Raw genomic sequence first — 16,890 nt, forward strand, 5'->3', positions numbered from 1 at the left:
ACACAATAAAGTCGAATGAGGAAGTAAATTGGTTGCAAAATAATTAAATATATTAAAATTGTTATCCATTATCTTTTTCTATTTCCTTTAGCCTACGATAAAATGCCGCCTGACTGATTCCTGTAATTGCACATATCTCCTTTACAGTTTTATTGGTAGTTTTACGTAATTCAATGGCATGATTCATACCTTGATGCTTATCTGTATATTTTTTAACTCTTCCTCGATATTTCCCCTTTTGCTTGGCCAATTTAATTCCTGAACGTTGCTTCTCTTTAATCATTTCTCGATCTAGTTCACTAAAGGCTGCCATTACCGTTAAAAAGAATTTACCAGTTGGTGTTCTGGTATCTATTCCTAAGTTTAAAATAACAAAGTGTATATCTCTTTCTCTAAGTTGTTCAACTAACTGCAGTAACTGAATAGTGTTTCGGCCAAGACGATCCATTCGTGTCACAACTAATGTATCATTAGGAACTACCTTGGAAAGAAGTTCATCTAAAAGTGGCTTTTGTTTAGAAACGCCACTTATTTTCTCCTCCACAAGTTCATCTACTCCGTATTTTGTAAGTTGATCAATCTGGCTATCTAGATTTTGATCTTGTGTACTTACTCGAGCATATCCATAAATCATTTTTATCCCTCTTTTAATCTATAATTTTGATAAGTGTTATTGAGAGTCTATTAAGCTAATAATATCAAGGAGCCAAAATTCTATCAATAGAGTACGCCCTATTGATGTCATTTTTGGAGTTATTTTGCGCTTGTTTTAAGTAATATTTTGCATTATAAGTAAATATTAAAACGCTATCATCATAAAAAACGATAGCGTTTTTTATTTACTTGATCCCGATTACTAAACTATCTCGTGCGGCTTCAACAACTTCTGTTGTTATTGTTTCAAGCTTATTAATTTCGAGTATTCTTTCAATTTGAGTGAACAATCTCTGTATGAGCCTAAAGTTCCCTCCAGTAATCTTTATTATGCTAGTTATTGCCTCATAATCGGAAAAGTCCTCAAGCTTTATAGAAAGTCCTAACTCTCCCCATTTATATTCCAAAATATGATGGGTTTCATCTTTACTAAGTTTATCAAATTCATGAGCAAATCCAATTCTAGAGTAGAGTTGAGGGTATCGAGCTAATCGCTTTTCAATGCCAGGCATTCCAATTAATATCATCGCTATATCATTTCGATCGTAAATATCCCTAAGTTGTTCTAAATTTTGTACTTTTAGGCGATCTATTTCATCAACAATAATCAAGTCGATATCCTCATAAGCGTCAGTGGAGTATTTTTCTTCTTCTCCTTTAGTAAGTACTTTATACATAGTTCTTACCATGTTCATTCTAATTCCAACAGTATGAATCTCGTGAGTCATTTTAGTGGCTCGTACAGCTGGAGCTGTATAAAAAATTGTCCTAGCTTCAAGTATCTTTTCATCTGCATTTTGGCCAATTTCATTTGCTGTTTTATAAGCTATTTGTTTTTCAATGGAATCCCAATTTGCATAATACCTTGAGGACAATGTTTTTCCTACACCTGGTAATCCATAACAAATGCCTATATATTTATATTTAATACATGCATCACAAAACTCGGCGAATCGCTTATATTCTTTTGTTTCAATAAATTTTTGACTTTTATTCATTGAAATACCTCTTCAACTTTGACTTTTTGGTAGGTTCATTTGTTTTGTTCTCTAGATCCTTTTGCTTTGACAAAGCAATTTCTTCTACAACAGTTTTTCCGGAATCGAGTTGCTTTTTTAGGCTTCTTCGTATTTTATTTCGTGCTGAAACAATTTCTTTTAAATCTACTGTATAATCAGAGATTTCAGGGGAAATAGCCGTACATAAGTATTTATCTTGATAAAACACTCGAATCTCCGCAATATCTCTTGGATTATAACGAATAATGACCGTTTCTCCAACGTATGCAGCTAGATTTCTGTCTATATATCTAAGTCCTTGGAAGTGAATCCCGTCAGAATGAACTTTCCTTGGTTTCGCTACATTTAGCAATAATAAATCAAGACTTTCCAAACTCTCAGGCATATTGGGAAGAAATCCAGAATTATTCCACGCCTGTATAGGTTCTTTTTTTGTTGTACTGTGAACCCTATGGTGATAGTTACTTATAATGAAATTTGATAATTTTTCATCTAATTCTTTAATGGTAAGAAGTGAAGTGCTTGTCTGATTTCCCAAATAACCGGGTAGATCTTGCAGAAACAATTGATTAATGGTTAAAAAGAATCTCTCTATTTTCCCACGCCCTCTTGGAACACCAACTGTAGAAAAAACTAGATTAATTTTTAAATCAACTGCTACTTGCTCTAAATGGTTGGATGTAAAGTCACTCCCATGGTCTGTATAAAATATTTCAGGAATACCACATATTTGCCAATCGGGATTACTTTTTTTCCATATTGCTTGGTGTAAGACCAAAGAAGTATGTATAGCAGAGGGATTTTCAAAAGTTAAGAAATATCCAGCGACTGCTCGGCTATAATCATCTAAAATGATTGTTAGCCAAGGTCTTTCTGGTTTTCCTTTTTCATTTAAAACTATAATGTCTAATGGGGTATGGTCTGCTTGCCAAATTTCATTGGGGTAGCTTGCCTCTCTTCGATGAATTAAATCATATTGATTGTTGTATGCTTTTTGACCATCATGCGCTAACTTCTTCAAGCTTGGCGAAAGGGACTGTGATACCTTATGCACTTGATAATAACTTGGTTTTTCCCAGCCTTTTTTCTGACATTGCTCACAAATCATCCGATGAATAGACGTTAATGAATTCCTTTTGTACTTCAATATCAATTGTTCGATCGATACGAAAACTTCCGGCTCTAAATGTGTTTTGCCGGCATCACTTCTTGTTTTTCGAATTAAACCTTTTAATCCATTTTGTTTATAGCCCTGAATCCAGTATTGCAGCGTTCTTTTGGCAATACCGGTTTCTTCTATAATGACAGTTAATGTTTTCTCATCGGTAAGATAAGGCGCAATGATTTTATACTTTATCATTGCTTCTCGACGTTGTTCTTCTGAATAAGCCGTTAATGGAGGATGTTCATTTTGCATTAATACCCACCTTTCTGATTTATTGTCTTTCTAAATAGCGATAAATTGTAGTGCGAGATACACCCCATTTTTCTGCGACATCTTTGATAGGTGTACCACTTTCAATTAGGGATTTCATCATTTCTATGTCTTTCAATCCAAACTTTTCTGGTCTGCCACCGAGCCTTCCTCTTGCTCTAGCTGCCGCTCGGCCGGCAGCCGATCTTTCTTCTATTAAATTACGTTCAAATTCAGCAAAAGCTGCGAATAAGTGAAACATCAATTGTCCTGTTGCATTACTTTTGTCCATTGTTAGATTTTCTTGAAGACTATGAAAACCAATACCACGTTTATTTAAGTTATTCACAATTTGGATCAAATCTTGCATGTTGCGTCCTAGACGATCCAATCGCCAAACTACAATTGTATCGCCTTCACGTGCATAATGAATTGCTTCCTCTAAACCAGGACGTTGTTTTTTTGTTCCACTCATTTTATCGTGAAAAATCTTCTTACAACCATATTGAGTTAGTGCATCTGTTTGTAAATCTAAATTTTGTAATCCTGTAGATACACGTGCATATCCAATTAACACCAATTATCACTCTTTCTAATTTTTACTCTATTACCATTGTAACATAAGATAGAAACAAATTGGTTATTGAACATAGAATAATGAACAGAGTTTTATTACATATAAGACAATAAAAAACGCTTCTTTTAAATCAAAAAGAAGCGTGTTCAGAAAAGGACGAGTTTTGGAACAAATATTGGGTTTAAGAAATATTGACAGGCTGCTTTTTGATAAAAAGCGCTTTTTTAATTTTGTTCCGCAATCGGGCCATTTAATGGAATAACGACTTTTAAAATAAATTTATTCGTTTACGAAGTTCGAATATAACTAACTGTAAAAATGTGAAAATAAATTCCTTCATCATATTGACAATGGAAACAAATTACAATAAAATTTGATTGATTAATCAATCATTTTTTTATGAAAGGAGTATCTAAATGGAACCTGTACTTACTAAAGATGAAAAAAAGAAAAGAAAAAGATCTACTATCCTAAACGCCGCAATTAAATTGTATAGTGAGAATGGTTTTGCAGAAACAAAAGTTGCCGAAATAGCAAAAGAAGCAGGAGTTAGCTTTGGTACCGTATTTACGTATTTTGATTCAAAAGAAGCACTTTACGAATCAGCGATTTTGGAGCCATTGGAGGAAATCAAACCATATTTTATTGAGATAGAAGAACACTTTAAAGGTGATCCTCTTGAAGTTGTGAAGGAAATGATAGATTGCCATGTAAAACTCTTTTCAATGAGAAGTGAATACCTGCGTCTAATTCAGCAGGTTCTTGCGAGACCTGATCGATTTCCAAAGCTTTTTAAAGAACTAGACGATTTCGTAAATACATTTATAGACTGTATTCATCCGATTATTGAAGCAGGGCAAAAGCTGGGTTACTTTTATGAAGAATCGCCTTCATTAATTACTGAGTCGTACTTATCCATCTTAAACGGAATGCGTTTAACGTTTATTGATGAATATACAAACTTGATATGGAAGGATATAACGATACAAGCCCTGAGATTATTTGGACCTATCTCTAATAAATAAGGAGTGATTTATATGAAATTGAGGGATATTCATCCCAACATCAAACTTCGTCTGGTCATGCAATTTCTAGGCGGTCTTATTTCCATGGCTGTTATACCTTTTCTGGCAATCTATTTTGTTCAGAAAATCGGAGCTACTGAAACAGGTATTATTCTTATAATAATTGTGATTAGTGGGGTCATTGGAGGGTTTATCGGAGGGCATATCTCAGACAAAATAGGTCGGAGAAAAATAATGATTTATTCTGAAATTGGTATATTGCTTTCGTATCTGTTTATAGCACTTTGTAATTCTCCTTGGTTTAACCTTCCTTATATTACTGCAGCATTCTTTATCATCAATATGTTTTGTGGAGGAATGTTTCAGCCAGCAGCACAAGCTATGATCATAGATGTTACTAATTCCGAATCGAGAAAGCTAATATTTACTATTAGCTACTGGTTGGGGAATTTAGCAACTGCTATTGGAGGAATCATTGGAGCATTTCTTTTTAAAAACTACTTGTTTGAGTTATTTATTGGGATTTCATTCATCTCTTTGTTATCTGTCTTCATGACCGTATTCTTCATCACAGAAACCTACACACCAGAACCTTCATCTAAGTCTTCTAATTATAAGAAAAAATTTTCAACAATAGAGATGTTTCAAACTTATTCGACCGTTTTAAAAGATAAGCTGTTTATGTTTTATATTTTCGGAGCGATCTTGATCTTTTCCTTGGAACAGTCTTTAACAAACTATATTGGGATTCGTCTTGAAAAAGATATACCCCATCATTCAGCCTCATTGTTTGGAATAGATTTCATGCTTGATGGCACAAAGATGCTGGGTTTTCTCCGAACGGAAAATACAATTCTTGTAGTTCTCCTATCAAGTGTTGTATTATTCTTATTTAAAAAGTGGAGTGATCGTTGGACCCTAGTTACGGGGATGTTGATTTTTTCTATATGTTTTAGTGTTTTTGCTTTTACAAATAGCGTGTTGTTACTTTTTATTGCCATGTTTATTGGAACAATTGGTGAACTGATGTATGTTCCTATTAAACAGGCGATGATAGGGGAACTTGCACCATCTAACGCTCGTAGCACCTATATGGCTTTTAATAGCTTGACTTTCTATGGAGCAATGATTGTATCTTCGTTGTTGATTATCGTTGGAGAGTGGATTCGTCCTATATATATGGGGGGATTGCTTCTTATTCTAGGGTTAACTGGTACATTTTTGTACTACATAATAACAAAAACGCTAGATTCTAAAGTTAGTGAAAAGAATGAAAAAAAAGTATCTGTTTCTTATTAAAGGGTTGTTTTTTCACTAATGCATGAAAAAAACTAGCTGGAAAATGATTTTCCGCAATCAGGCGCTTTAATGGAGCAACGAAAAAAGCCTAATTTCTCAATTTTAATGAGAAATTAGGCTTTTTATATTTACTCATAGTGCAAAATAGCACTTAAAATAGGTGCAAAATAACTCCTAAAGTGACACCCTATTGATAAGATGGATATGCAATTATGCATATCCATCTTTATTATCTTCATAGCAATGAAATCTAATATACAATTAAAAGGTTTTTAACGAATGGATAAGGAGATGCGAGCATGAAGAAAGTCATAGGACTTATAGTGTCATTATTTTTATTATTTTCTACCTATGCACCAACATTTACAGAAGCAGCTGAAGTTTTAAATAAGGTAGGCTGGGTTAAAGAAAATGAGAATTGGTACTATTATCAAAAAGATGGAAGTAAGCAAAGAGATAACATCACTTTAGATGGAATAGAGTATTCCTTTTTTAAAGATGGAAGGCTATATGAAGGGAAAAAGCAGGTAGGGAAAGACACTTTATATTATAGTGAACCTGGTAAATTAAAGACCGGATGGAGTTTTTCTGCAACTTCATGGAGCTATATAAAAGAGGGGAAGTATGTGACAGGAACATTCACCTATCAAGGAAAACCATTTGAAATTAATAAGTACGGGGATATGGAAAAGGGATGGATTACCCTTCGTTCTGCTGTTAAAAGAATCTATCCAAAGCCAGAAACAAAATTTCTATTTAAATCTAAACCTGTAAAAGATGGAGATGTTTTAGAAGTCATCTCAAAGCAGGGCTTATGGTACCAGGTCAAATATCAAGGAGAAGTCGGTTATGTTCGGATATTTGAGTCCGTTGTGATTGGTGAATCACCAGTTCGTTCATGGGATGTAGCAAAAGAAGCAACGAATTTGTCTCATTTTATGATAACTGAGTATCATAAAGATCCTGAAAAATACTTTCCTCCTAATATTCACAAGAAATTTGATAAACAATTAGATAGTGGTTTAACTCTTCTTGCGAATGGATTACAATGGATTGATCAATTAAAAGAAGCACTCTATTTAGATAATAAACAAGGGTGGGTGCAAGAAGAAGGAAAATGGACGTACTATAAAAAAGATGGGCAAAGAATAACTGGTTTCCAAGCAATTGATGGGAAACGTTATTATTTTGGTACCGATGGTTTTATGCAAACGGGATGGGTACACACAAATGGGTCAGATTATTATCTGGGAACAGATGGTGTGATGCAAACTGGAATCCAACATATTGACGGGAAAATCTATTACTTTGGTCCGTTAGGTCCTGTGCAATCAGGATTTACACATGTTGATGGGAAACCGTATTATTTTGATGCTTCTCATGAATCCAAAAATGGTTGGATGAAGCAAGAGTTTAATTGGTATTTACTACAGCCTTCAGGTGCATTACAAACAGGAGATTTTACATATAAAGACAAGAAATTCTCCTTTAATCAAGACGGAGAAATGGTTAAAGGGTGGGTTACATTAGAATCCCTTGTTAAAAAAGTATATCCAGAGCCAGATTTAAGAAAAGTATTACGTGCAAAACGTGTGAATAATGGTGAAGTGATAGAAGTAACTGGGAAAGTTGGCTCTTGGTACGAAGTTAATTATCAAGGAGAAAAAGGATATGTACGTATTCATGATGCAATTATTTTTGACCAGGAAGCCAAAAGTCCACTTACTCTTCTTGATGGGAAAATAAAAATATTTGAGGGTGTATTAGATTATTTAAAAAGTGACGAACCATTCATAAATAACACGATTAAAATTTTAGAAGAATCCGAACAAGGTTTGTTAGATGATGCAGAGGCCTGGGAAAGTATTTTTAGTAACATAAACAATGCAAAGCAAGATGCACAGTATAAAATGCAAGTGATAAAAGAGTCACATGATAAGTTAGAAGAATTAGTAAATGCAATGAAAGGTGATATAAGAAATTTAACGGTTACGCAAAGGAAAGAACTCGCAAAATTGCTTGGAGCCGATGGGAAAGAATTACTGAATTTTGGTATGGATACATATGCTTTTATTCTTCAACAATATGTATCGATGGCTCAAGCCTATGCTGATTACTACAAAGCATTAGATGTGGTTGCTGGTAAATCGGCAGACTTTTTAAAAGATGTAGCTGATGCAACAGTTGAAATCGAAAAAAATCATCGCAAGTTAGCTGAAGGACTTTCGGGTGTAGTTAAAGACTTAGGACCAGTTGTAAATAGTTCAATTCGCCTAAAACATTCTGTAGATGAAGCGAAACCTCAATTAGAGGAACTTGTACAAGTAACAAGAAAAAACGCTCCAATCATTGCCCAAGATTTACAAGCATTGGATGCGAAAGTCCCAGGATTCTTCACAGATTTCAATATGGGAATAGATCTTGCAAATACTTTTATGGACTCCGCTAATAGAATAGCAAGTCATAAGATTGATATTCCTGCAGCAGCTAGAAATATTGGCAATATTGATTTAAGTAGTGCATTGTATGATTTGGGTGGAGATCCATCTCGTATTTATAATCGTGCGAATGATGGAGATTTATCATTCATGTTAGATATTACGCCTATAGTTGGCACAGGAAAAGAACTGGGACAGTTAATCAAAGGTGAAGACTTAGTAACAGGTCAAAAATACGGTCCAGAAGATTATGCATGGGGCACATTGGCCGTCGTATCTGGTGGTACAACACGAGTTGTTGGTAAAGTTGTAGGAAAGATTGGTGACCTTGAAAAGAAAGGAAAGGCACTAGAAGCGGCTGCTAAAGGTGGTCGTTCTGGAGAGATTGTTCTTGATAAGGTTCAAACATATGAACAAGCGAGAAATAAAGCAATGAGCTTATTGGGAGATTTAGGGGCTGATTCACAACCATTTATAGGAACGATGGAAAAAAGCGCTGGTTATGGTAAAATTGTTGGTAGAGAGGCAGCTGATCATAAAGCAAGATGGAGATTAGATTATGATCCTAATAAAGGGATGCATATCAATGTAGAAGATTTTAGAAATGGGAAAAAAGATAAAGCAATCAAATATGCAATTCCTTTTGAAGGAGACGAAGAGACTTTCAAATCATTATTGAAATATTTAAATAAATGAGGTAATAAAATGGCAACATTGTTGGAAGAATGTATTGAAGCATTAGGCGAAGAAATTGAAATTTTAGAAACTAATCAAGGGAAAATGATAGTAAAAAGTTTTGGGAATGCATTTCCTATTACATCATGGGGGAGAGTAGATTGGTCCAATATTCAAAACTATGGTGATTTATATAATGAGGATGAAATAAAAGTATATCTACAAAACTGTTTTGGAATATATTCTCAAACAGTATATATTATTTGGGATAATGCTAGAGTGCCAATAATTAAAACAAACTTACATCAAGTTTTAAAAGTAATAGATGATGTTACAGCTGTTAGTTTTGATACATGGATATATTCACCAGATATGGGATATGTCATTGAATATCATCATGATGGTGACATACGTATAGGAAATGTAAAAGATATTATTAAGTAAAAAGGATTTTTATTAACAAACGTAGGAATTATTGATTCCTACGTTTGTTTAGTATTAAGTAAAAAGTTTATTATCTGAAAGTATTGGAAGATAAAGTGATAGTTACTATGGTTGGGGGTTGCTGAAGATACATGTAATTACATCAGGATTGGGACAGGAAAAGAAATTGGACAACTTATCAAAGTTGAAATTGATGAATTTGAGGAACTATAATATTAAAGGGCTTAATTGATGTAAAAAACCGTAGGAATTACAATTCCTACGGTTTTTTATTATACAATTTTTAAGGGAATACCATGTCTTTTGAAAATAAAGAAAGATCAAACGGTAGTTTCTCAGGTTCGCGATTTGAATCAATATGATATTTTCCAAATCGATTCACATGTGCTGTCATGTAGGGACTTAAATAACAAATCAATTCTTTATTAAATCCCTCTTTTTGTATCTTAAGGATAAAGGGTTTGTCTTTATTTATTATTATGGACAGTGATTTAGAGGAATAAACATACTCGGTGATTAGGGGATAGGTAACTATTTCAAACATTTGAAAGCTCGGTAATTGGGTAAATAAAAAATGCTCCCTCATTCTCCCTATAAGGAGGCATGAGGGGAGTCACCATACATACCCACCAAATTAAGAAAAATAAAGGCCAAAAAAAAGAAAAAATGAGCCGAACTCTTATGAATAACTGTGAAAAGATAAAATTTTTGTTATGGGAGGTTTCTGAAAATCTTAGCTTGATGGCAATGTGGTTCTACCTCTTATAAATGTTACAAAAATCTTTCAAATAGCTCTAACTTGCACAATGCTTCCCGTTAATATAATACGCTGATTCTGTGAAAACCGTAAATACAACCTCTACTTCTGGAAGTCCAAAATCCATTACATATGTAGTAATGGCCTTGGCAAATCGATCACGAATTTCCTGTCCACGCTCGAACCATTTCACTTCAATAAGAGGAAACGCTTCTATTTCTTCTCCATTGAATACAAACGTAGAACTTGGTAGTTCCAACGTAAAATTATCCGTACCACACTCACAAATCTCTGCGAGCTCTTTTACTAATGGCTTGCTTATACGTTTTAATTGTTCAGTAGTAATTCCACGAAACACAACATGCGGCATGTGAATCCCTCCGTTAGATAGCTTTATATTTGCTCACATCATAGCACAATTTATTTTGCTGCACTAGAATCTATTGGTACATTTCAATGACATTCTTAAGAATGATCATATGTAATTGAAGCAATACATGTATTGTAACTATTTAAAACATTTGAGAGCTCGGTAATTGGGTAAATAAAAAATGCCTTATCATTCTCCCTGTAAGGAGGCATGAGGGGAGCCTCTATTAGGAAAGGGATGGTGCGCTTATATATTTTAAAAAGAAAAGACACCCTAAGGTGCCTTCCTCCGACTTGATAACCACTTTAATTTTAATAACATTGGATTCCCATCCGAATATTATTTTACCACGTTAAGTAATGTTGGTCATTGAGAAAGTCAAATACGTAGTGTTCATATATAGTGACCCCCTAGGAGCATGCAATATTTTATGCGAAAAATCGGGAGACATAGGGAACTATGGGGAGGCCAAAAGGCACGCCAAAATAGGAATGTATAAAAAAATGCATAGAATAAAAAAGGAGGTTCCCTTACGAGAGTAGGGGTTCCTCCTTTTCCTTGCTACCAATAATATTGCGTTATGTTAACTGAATGCGAATAACATATACATCCAAAAATCATAACAAATCGATTCTCCGAAATGGTACAATTAGGAAAAGGGGGAAAGGATATGTACGATTACAAATTCGTGAAAGTCGAAGTTAATAACTGGAAAGGGGAGCCTAAAGAAGATTATAAGCGTATTATTGCCGAACATGCTGAAGACGGTTGGAAATTTGTTCAAATTTTTGCACCATCAATCGCAGGATACGCGCAATATTTTGAGATTATCTTCGAACGAATCAAATAACCCCTTTCGAGAACGAGAGGGATTTGCTTTGAATAACATACAAAAAGAACTGAAATATTTTGGAATCTAATTGTTCTCAATTTAACTTATAAGACAAATAAGCTAATATTAATCAACTTCCAATAACAAAAATTATGTGAACACAAAAGTCCTCCAGTTAAACAATCTGGAGGACTTTTAATAGTCTTCTAAATACATTGAATCCCGATAATGATACGTTATGTTAACTTTCTATGAATATCATATTCAACCAAAATTACCCTTATTGATGGTACAATTAAAGTCTTGGAGGGATATTATGGGATTTATTATGTATATTGTATTTTATTTTGGATTACTGTTTCTTATAATTGGTACCGCATTATCTTTATTTATTATGGCTGCATTACCAAAAATTCGGAATAAAAATCTATCATTCATAATGATCGGTTTAGGGATAAATATACTTGCTATTCCGTTGTCTTTTTTTATAGGTGGGATGGCAACAGATTCTCCTGATAGTACTAAGTTAGATTTTTGGAAAGGATTTTTCTTTATTCAAAAAATACCGCTCTTTTTACTGATTTTTTTATTATTTTTAACTGTGGTGTTGTGGTTTATTCGTAAGAACAAGAAAAAAGTAAGGGAGGAACATAAATGAAAAATATTAATGGATTGTACATATCACTTATATTGATGATGTTTGTTACTTTTCTTAATACTACAATATTTGATAATGAATATTCAGGGATAACACTGTATATCTCTTCTGTTATATTCGTAATTGGGAGCGCATTTTTTGGAAATGCAAGACGACTTAAAATTAGTGAGAAAAAATAAAACAAAAAATAACTTCCAATAACGATAATTATGTGAACACAAAAGTCCCCCAGTTAAACAATCTGGAGGACTTTTAATAGTCTTCTAAATACATTGAATTCCCATAATGAGATGTTATGTTAACCTTACATGAATACGATATACATATTACATTTTATCTATATAAGGTAAAGGTAACTGCCATATAATGAAGATAGCATTATGAATTATATGGGGGGTAGCAATGAAAAAATTTATAGTTAGTTATTTAGTATGTCTTATATTCTTTTCTATATTTACATCTAGTTTGGAATTTATAATTAACCCTGAGGGTATGGAGGAATCATGGGGTTCTCTCTGGTCGATAGCTATTCTTTATATTATGTATGGGAGTATACCTGTACTTATAGGCTGTTTACTAGGGGAATTCTTTTATAGAAAAATAAAAAGAAGTTATAAATTAAGTATTGGGATTCCCCTGTTTATATTGTTAGGTGTTTCCTATACGTATTTAATGTACATTGGATTATCTAGAGGATATGTATCTTATTCTATAATGGATTTTATTAAATTTAGTCTTCCTGTTACTTTGTCCTCCTTAATTTTTTATTTTATAAGACGAATAAACTAATGTTAATTAACTTCTTATAACGAGAATTATGATAACTTGAATAGTATATAAGCCTTATTTTTAGAGAGGAATGAATAATATGGAAATATACGACTATTTAGATCAAATGCAAGCTGAATTATTAAAACATTCATGGCCAGAGATTGAAGCGAAATACTACGACCTATGCTCCAAATTAGTAGGAAAAGAACAAGCAAAACGAATCCAGAATATAAATTTAGATTTGTTTCAAAGTAAGCTGAAAGATGCCTTTTCTACCTCCCTACATATAGCTAATCAGAATTCAGCAAAGGCCATTTATTTTGAATATGATATGGACAACGACTGGAACAGTACTTTCTTTATTTGTGATGAGTATACAAAGTTATCTGAAGAAGATGATGATTGGGCAAGTGATTGGATTAGTGAAGTAGAAGGTCCTGATTTAAAAGAATTTGCGCAGATTTACACTGAAAATGGATTTGATAATAATGAGAAAGCACTAGGCACAACATTATATCTTATTGCTAGAACTGTTGTTACATTTAAAAAAATTATTGCAACAATTCATATCCCAATTTGTATTGGTTTTCATGATCAAGATCCAATTATGAGAATCCAAGAGTAACTTCTGATAACGATAATTATGTAAATGAGCTGTCCATATGGACAGCTCATTGTATTTTTTGCTTAACGTGGTTTTTTTCCAAAATGCTCATTTTTTCGTTTTGAGGTATTTGCATTTCTTATGCTTGATGGTGATAGGGGGTACCCCTACTAGAAAGATTGTCTCCGCGTGAACGTGAAGAGCTTGAAAAATTTAAAAAAGAAGCAATGAAAGAACCACCGGATTTCTTTAAATATATTCAGTCTACCGAAAAAGATAATAAATGATACATAATGCCTCCAATAGAATATTTATCAAATTGATAACATATCTATTCCTTTCTATTTTTACAGAAATTGTAATATTATAAGTATATGCATATAGAAGAGGAGGCATAGGTTCTATGAAAAACGTTAAGTTTTATGGGTTGTTTCTAGCATTCATCTTGCTACTAGCAGCTTGTAGTAGTAATTCCTTTGAAGATTATACATCAAAAGCTGATAAGAACATTAAGGATAAAAAATATAGCGAAGCTATAAAGAATTATCAAGAGGCTTTGAAGTTGAAGGATGATAAGAAGATTAAAAGTAAGTTAGAACAAACCGAAAATTTAAAGAAAGCGCAAGATGCTTTTGATAAACATGAAATCGGGAAAGCTATGAATAATGTTCAAAAGGCAAAAAGTGATGAAAATAAAGAATTAACAAAGCAAGCCAATGCATTGCAAGGTGAGATTCAACAAGAATTTTTAGCTACATTTAATAAGTTGAACATGAATGATATTACTGGCGATGTAAAAGAAGCTCGTAAATCTTTAGATGATCTTATGGCTTGGATACAACAATCTGACCTATTAAAATCTCAAAAGGATTTTGTTGATACGTTACCTGAAAAAGAAGCAAATATCTCTAAACTAGAGGAAAGTAAAAAATAAAGAAAAGAGGTTGCCTAAAAGTAACTATTCAGCGACTTTTGGGACAACCTCTTCTTTTTGTTGTAGATTTTCAAGAAAGTTTAGAATAAAATAAAAATATAGCCATCTACCTATTATTCACTGATGAAAAGAAAAGGGGGTAGCGAAATGCAACTGAAGTATGGGAAGCAAATTAATATATTATCTATTGTTCTAACTTTGTTCTCTTTTTCCGTAATTGTAAGTTTCTCTACCTGGTTGAGTGGATATTCGATTCCCAACCTTTCTACAATGCTTAAGGTAACAATGTTGAGTGCATTTATTCTTGGAATTATAGGGTTTAGACAAGAGAAAAGCGCACTAGCGATTATAATTATGGGAATATGTGCCTTTGCTCTAGTCGTTCTATATACTTATGCGGTTATAAGTTTTCTTGAGCATTAAACACCATGAAAAAGAAACGAACATTTTTGTTCGTTTCTTTTTCATGGTGTTGGATGATTATTATAAAATAGCTTCTTCTAATGATTGAGTGCTGAATCCAAGAATTGATTTTTGAGTGTTATTTTCATGATCTTTTACAATGATATATGGAACACCCTGTACGTTAAAGGATTCAAACTCTTCTTTTCCTTCTGGGGTATTAGGGGTACCGTCCACATTTTTTACTGAAAAAAATTGTATTTATAAAGCGAAAAAAACGCTATTCTTTTTGTAGCAATATACAGAAAGGATGGCGTTTCTTTATGAATTTTTCGATTCTTGATGAACTTCAGCTGATTGCTGAAGAATTACAACGACATATGTCTCCTCATGTTCTAGAACACCTAGCCAAAGAAAAAGGATTCGTTCAGCGAAAGAGTAAATATCAAGCACAGGAGTTAGTTGCTTTATGTGTATGGCTTAGTCAACAGGTCGCAAGTACATCACTCACACAATTATGTAGCTGCCTTGAAGTATCTACAGGTGTTCTTATCAGTCCTGAAGGACTTAATCAACGATTTAATGTTTCCGCAGTACAGTTTCTTGAACAAGTTCTAGCTAACCTTTTAACTCAAAGAATCCATTCAACACAAGAAATGATTCATCAATATACTCCGATATTCAAGCGCATTCGGGTTCTAGATTCTACAACATTTCAGCTTCCAGATAAGTTTTCTTCACATTATCAAGGTTCGGGTGGAAGTAGCCATACGGCAGGAGTTAAAATTCAATTGGAGTATGACCTATTAAGTGGAAAGTTCCTGCACGTTTATGTAGGAGAAGGAAGAGAAAATGATAAAACTTTTGGTTCAATAAGCCTACAAGCCATACAACCAAAAGACTTGTGCATAAGAGATTTAGGGTATTTCGACTTACATGATTTACAAAAGATCCATGAAAAGGAAGCCTACTATGTCTCACGTTTGAAATTAAATTCTCGAATCTATCGTAAAAATGATAATCCAGAGTATTTTCGAAATGGGACCGTGAAGAAAGGAACACTATTTACTCAGTTAGATATGGAAGAACTCATGAATCAATTGTCACCTGGTCAAACAATGGAAATTTCAGAAGCATACATTGGGCAGTATCAAAAAATACCAGCTCGTGTTATTATTCATCGATTAACAAAAGAACAAACAGAGAAAAGATTGAAGGAACAAGCCAAAAAAGAAAAGAAGAAAGGTATTACCTACAAAGAACGAAGTAAAAGGTTGAGTGGAATCAACGTGTATATAACGAATCTTTCTTCAGAAAATGTTCCAACGGAAAATATCCATGACTTGTATTCATTACGCTGGCAAATTGAAATCTTGTTCAAAACATGGAAATCTTTCTTTCAAATTAACAAGTGCAAAGAAATCAAGAAAGAGCATTTGGAATGCCATTTATATGGACAACTCATTAGTATTTTACTTTGTTCATCGACGATGTTCAAAATGCGTCAGTTACTCTTGGATAAGAAAAAGAAAGAGCTAAGTGAATACAAATCCATCTATATGATAAAGAATTATTATCTATTGTTTTATGAAGGATTACAGAAGGGCATCCATGAATTATTAAAAGTTTTACTGCGTTTGTTTTATCTTTTAGAGAAAAACGGGAGAAAATCTCACCGGTACAAGAAGAAAACAGTCTTTGATATCTTAGGCGTCGTATATGACTTTACTATGTCTCACAATCATGTAGCATAATCAAAAAAATTGAAACCCAATAGGGTTTATTTAGTATGCAAATCTTTAAAGAACTTACACTGGACCTTTACAAAAAAGAAAAAATTCTAAGTAAAATTAAACTTATATAAGCTTAACTTGATGGTGATGTGGCGGTACCCCACATCCATCAAATTAAGGATTTAGACTATTTTTAAACTTAAAAGCACGTTACTATTCTCTTATGTTAATGAGAAAGGGTGACGTGCTTTTTATGAATATGCATCAAAAACAAGAGCTGTCTT

The 16,890-nt window shown here is 33.3% G+C and carries 17 protein-coding genes; 12 read left to right on the top strand and 5 right to left on the bottom strand.

Annotated elements, in window-relative coordinates; translation table 11 throughout:
- Window positions 1-61: 61 nt before the first annotated feature.
- From MR065_RS22150 to MR065_RS22165, 4 genes are all read right to left on the bottom strand, one after another.
- Window positions 62-634, bottom strand: a complete 573-nt coding sequence (locus tag MR065_RS22150) for a recombinase family protein (RefSeq protein WP_242215084.1) — start codon at window positions 632-634, stop codon at window positions 62-64.
- A gap of 205 nt (window positions 635-839) precedes the next feature.
- Window positions 840-1,652, bottom strand: coding sequence for an AAA family ATPase (locus MR065_RS22155; protein ID WP_242215085.1), 813 nt, complete (start codon window positions 1,650-1,652; stop codon window positions 840-842).
- Window positions 1,645-3,090, bottom strand: a complete 1,446-nt coding sequence (locus MR065_RS22160; protein ID WP_242215086.1) for a Mu transposase C-terminal domain-containing protein — start codon at window positions 3,088-3,090, stop codon at window positions 1,645-1,647. Before MR065_RS22160 ends, MR065_RS22155 begins: the two co-directional genes overlap by 8 nt.
- 19 nt (window positions 3,091-3,109) lie before the next feature.
- Window positions 3,110-3,664, bottom strand: a complete 555-nt coding sequence (locus tag MR065_RS22165) for a recombinase family protein (RefSeq protein ID WP_000904909.1) — start codon at window positions 3,662-3,664, stop codon at window positions 3,110-3,112.
- Between the two features lie 416 nt (window positions 3,665-4,080).
- Between MR065_RS22165 and MR065_RS22170 the strand changes: the two genes are divergently transcribed.
- The 4 genes from MR065_RS22170 to MR065_RS22185 all read left to right on the top strand — a co-directional run bounded on the left by MR065_RS22170 (window position 4,081) and on the right by MR065_RS22185 (window position 9,545).
- On the top strand, window positions 4,081-4,689 hold the full coding sequence (locus tag MR065_RS22170; protein ID WP_242215087.1) for a TetR/AcrR family transcriptional regulator: 609 nt from the start codon (window positions 4,081-4,083) through the stop codon (window positions 4,687-4,689).
- A gap of 12 nt (window positions 4,690-4,701) precedes the next feature.
- A complete protein-coding gene (locus MR065_RS22175; protein WP_242215088.1) occupies window positions 4,702-5,988 on the top strand; it encodes an MFS transporter in 1,287 nt (428 codons plus the stop codon).
- Window positions 5,989-6,287: 299 nt separating this feature from the next.
- Window positions 6,288-9,122 carry a pre-toxin TG domain-containing protein gene (locus tag MR065_RS22180; protein WP_242215089.1) on the top strand — a complete coding sequence of 945 codons (2,835 nt, stop codon included), beginning with the start codon at window positions 6,288-6,290 and terminating at the stop codon, window positions 9,120-9,122.
- 9 nt (window positions 9,123-9,131) lie between these two features.
- Window positions 9,132-9,545 carry a CDI toxin immunity protein gene (locus MR065_RS22185; RefSeq protein ID WP_242215090.1) on the top strand — a complete coding sequence of 138 codons (414 nt, stop codon included), beginning with the start codon at window positions 9,132-9,134 and terminating at the stop codon, window positions 9,543-9,545.
- Between the two features lie 794 nt (window positions 9,546-10,339).
- Here MR065_RS22185 and MR065_RS22190 read toward each other — a convergent pair.
- Window positions 10,340-10,672 carry a DUF1904 family protein gene (locus MR065_RS22190; protein WP_001120969.1) on the bottom strand — a complete coding sequence of 111 codons (333 nt, stop codon included), beginning with the start codon at window positions 10,670-10,672 and terminating at the stop codon, window positions 10,340-10,342.
- Window positions 10,673-11,342: 670 nt separating this feature from the next.
- Between MR065_RS22190 and MR065_RS22195 the strand changes: the two genes are divergently transcribed.
- The 8 genes from MR065_RS22195 to MR065_RS22230 all read left to right on the top strand — a co-directional run bounded on the left by MR065_RS22195 (window position 11,343) and on the right by MR065_RS22230 (window position 16,627).
- Complete coding sequence (locus tag MR065_RS22195) at window positions 11,343-11,522, top strand: DUF4177 domain-containing protein (protein WP_000272495.1); 180 nt, start codon at window positions 11,343-11,345, stop codon at window positions 11,520-11,522.
- Window positions 11,523-11,820: 298 nt separating this feature from the next.
- Window positions 11,821-12,162 (top strand): hypothetical protein, encoded by a 342-nt coding sequence (locus tag MR065_RS22200; protein ID WP_242215091.1) that lies wholly within the window; start codon window positions 11,821-11,823, stop codon window positions 12,160-12,162.
- Window positions 12,159-12,341: a hypothetical protein gene (locus tag MR065_RS22205; RefSeq protein WP_242215092.1), complete on the top strand. Its 183-nt coding sequence runs from the start codon at window positions 12,159-12,161 to the stop codon at window positions 12,339-12,341. Before MR065_RS22200 ends, MR065_RS22205 begins: the two co-directional genes overlap by 4 nt.
- Before the next feature lie 223 nt (window positions 12,342-12,564).
- Complete coding sequence (locus MR065_RS22210; protein ID WP_242215093.1) at window positions 12,565-12,951, top strand: hypothetical protein; 387 nt, start codon at window positions 12,565-12,567, stop codon at window positions 12,949-12,951.
- A gap of 79 nt (window positions 12,952-13,030) precedes the next feature.
- A complete protein-coding gene (locus MR065_RS22215) occupies window positions 13,031-13,558 on the top strand; it encodes a hypothetical protein (RefSeq protein ID WP_242215094.1) in 528 nt (175 codons plus the stop codon).
- Between the two features lie 382 nt (window positions 13,559-13,940).
- Window positions 13,941-14,471 (top strand): hypothetical protein, encoded by a 531-nt coding sequence (locus MR065_RS22220; RefSeq protein ID WP_242215095.1) that lies wholly within the window; start codon window positions 13,941-13,943, stop codon window positions 14,469-14,471.
- A gap of 147 nt (window positions 14,472-14,618) precedes the next feature.
- A complete protein-coding gene (locus MR065_RS22225) occupies window positions 14,619-14,894 on the top strand; it encodes a hypothetical protein (RefSeq protein ID WP_242215096.1) in 276 nt (91 codons plus the stop codon).
- A gap of 302 nt (window positions 14,895-15,196) precedes the next feature.
- The gene (locus tag MR065_RS22230; RefSeq protein WP_242215097.1) at window positions 15,197-16,627 is read left to right on the top strand and encodes an IS4 family transposase; all 1,431 of its coding nucleotides are present in this window, start codon (window positions 15,197-15,199) and stop codon (window positions 16,625-16,627) included.
- Window positions 16,628-16,890: the final 263 nt, after the last annotated feature.

It is taken from the genome of Bacillus cereus group sp. BfR-BA-01383 (genome assembly GCF_022663495.1).
Lineage (GTDB): Bacteria > Bacillota > Bacilli > Bacillales > Bacillaceae_G > Bacillus_A > Bacillus_A cereus_AU.

Bases quoted from the DNA above. Each gene is read 5' to 3' on its own strand.
- MR065_RS22150 (WP_242215084.1), bottom strand. From the start codon at position 634: ATGATTTATGGATATGCTCGAGTAAGTACACAAGATCAAAATCTAGAT.
- MR065_RS22155 (WP_242215085.1), bottom strand. From the start codon at position 1,652: ATGAATAAAAGTCAAAAATTTATTGAAACAAAAGAATATAAGCGATTC.
- MR065_RS22160 (WP_242215086.1), bottom strand. From the start codon at position 3,090: ATGCAAAATGAACATCCTCCATTAACGGCTTATTCAGAAGAACAACGT.
- MR065_RS22170 (WP_242215087.1), top strand. From the start codon at position 4,081: ATGGAACCTGTACTTACTAAAGATGAAAAAAAGAAAAGAAAAAGATCT.
- MR065_RS22175 (WP_242215088.1), top strand. From the start codon at position 4,702: ATGAAATTGAGGGATATTCATCCCAACATCAAACTTCGTCTGGTCATG.
- MR065_RS22180 (WP_242215089.1), top strand. From the start codon at position 6,288: ATGAAGAAAGTCATAGGACTTATAGTGTCATTATTTTTATTATTTTCT.
- MR065_RS22185 (WP_242215090.1), top strand. From the start codon at position 9,132: ATGGCAACATTGTTGGAAGAATGTATTGAAGCATTAGGCGAAGAAATT.
- MR065_RS22190 (WP_001120969.1), bottom strand. From the start codon at position 10,672: ATGCCGCATGTTGTGTTTCGTGGAATTACTACTGAACAATTAAAACGT.
- MR065_RS22195 (WP_000272495.1), top strand. From the start codon at position 11,343: ATGTACGATTACAAATTCGTGAAAGTCGAAGTTAATAACTGGAAAGGG.
- MR065_RS22200 (WP_242215091.1), top strand. From the start codon at position 11,821: ATGGGATTTATTATGTATATTGTATTTTATTTTGGATTACTGTTTCTT.
- MR065_RS22205 (WP_242215092.1), top strand. From the start codon at position 12,159: ATGAAAAATATTAATGGATTGTACATATCACTTATATTGATGATGTTT.
- MR065_RS22210 (WP_242215093.1), top strand. From the start codon at position 12,565: ATGAAAAAATTTATAGTTAGTTATTTAGTATGTCTTATATTCTTTTCT.
- MR065_RS22215 (WP_242215094.1), top strand. From the start codon at position 13,031: ATGGAAATATACGACTATTTAGATCAAATGCAAGCTGAATTATTAAAA.
- MR065_RS22220 (WP_242215095.1), top strand. From the start codon at position 13,941: ATGAAAAACGTTAAGTTTTATGGGTTGTTTCTAGCATTCATCTTGCTA.
- MR065_RS22225 (WP_242215096.1), top strand. From the start codon at position 14,619: ATGCAACTGAAGTATGGGAAGCAAATTAATATATTATCTATTGTTCTA.
- MR065_RS22230 (WP_242215097.1), top strand. From the start codon at position 15,197: ATGAATTTTTCGATTCTTGATGAACTTCAGCTGATTGCTGAAGAATTA.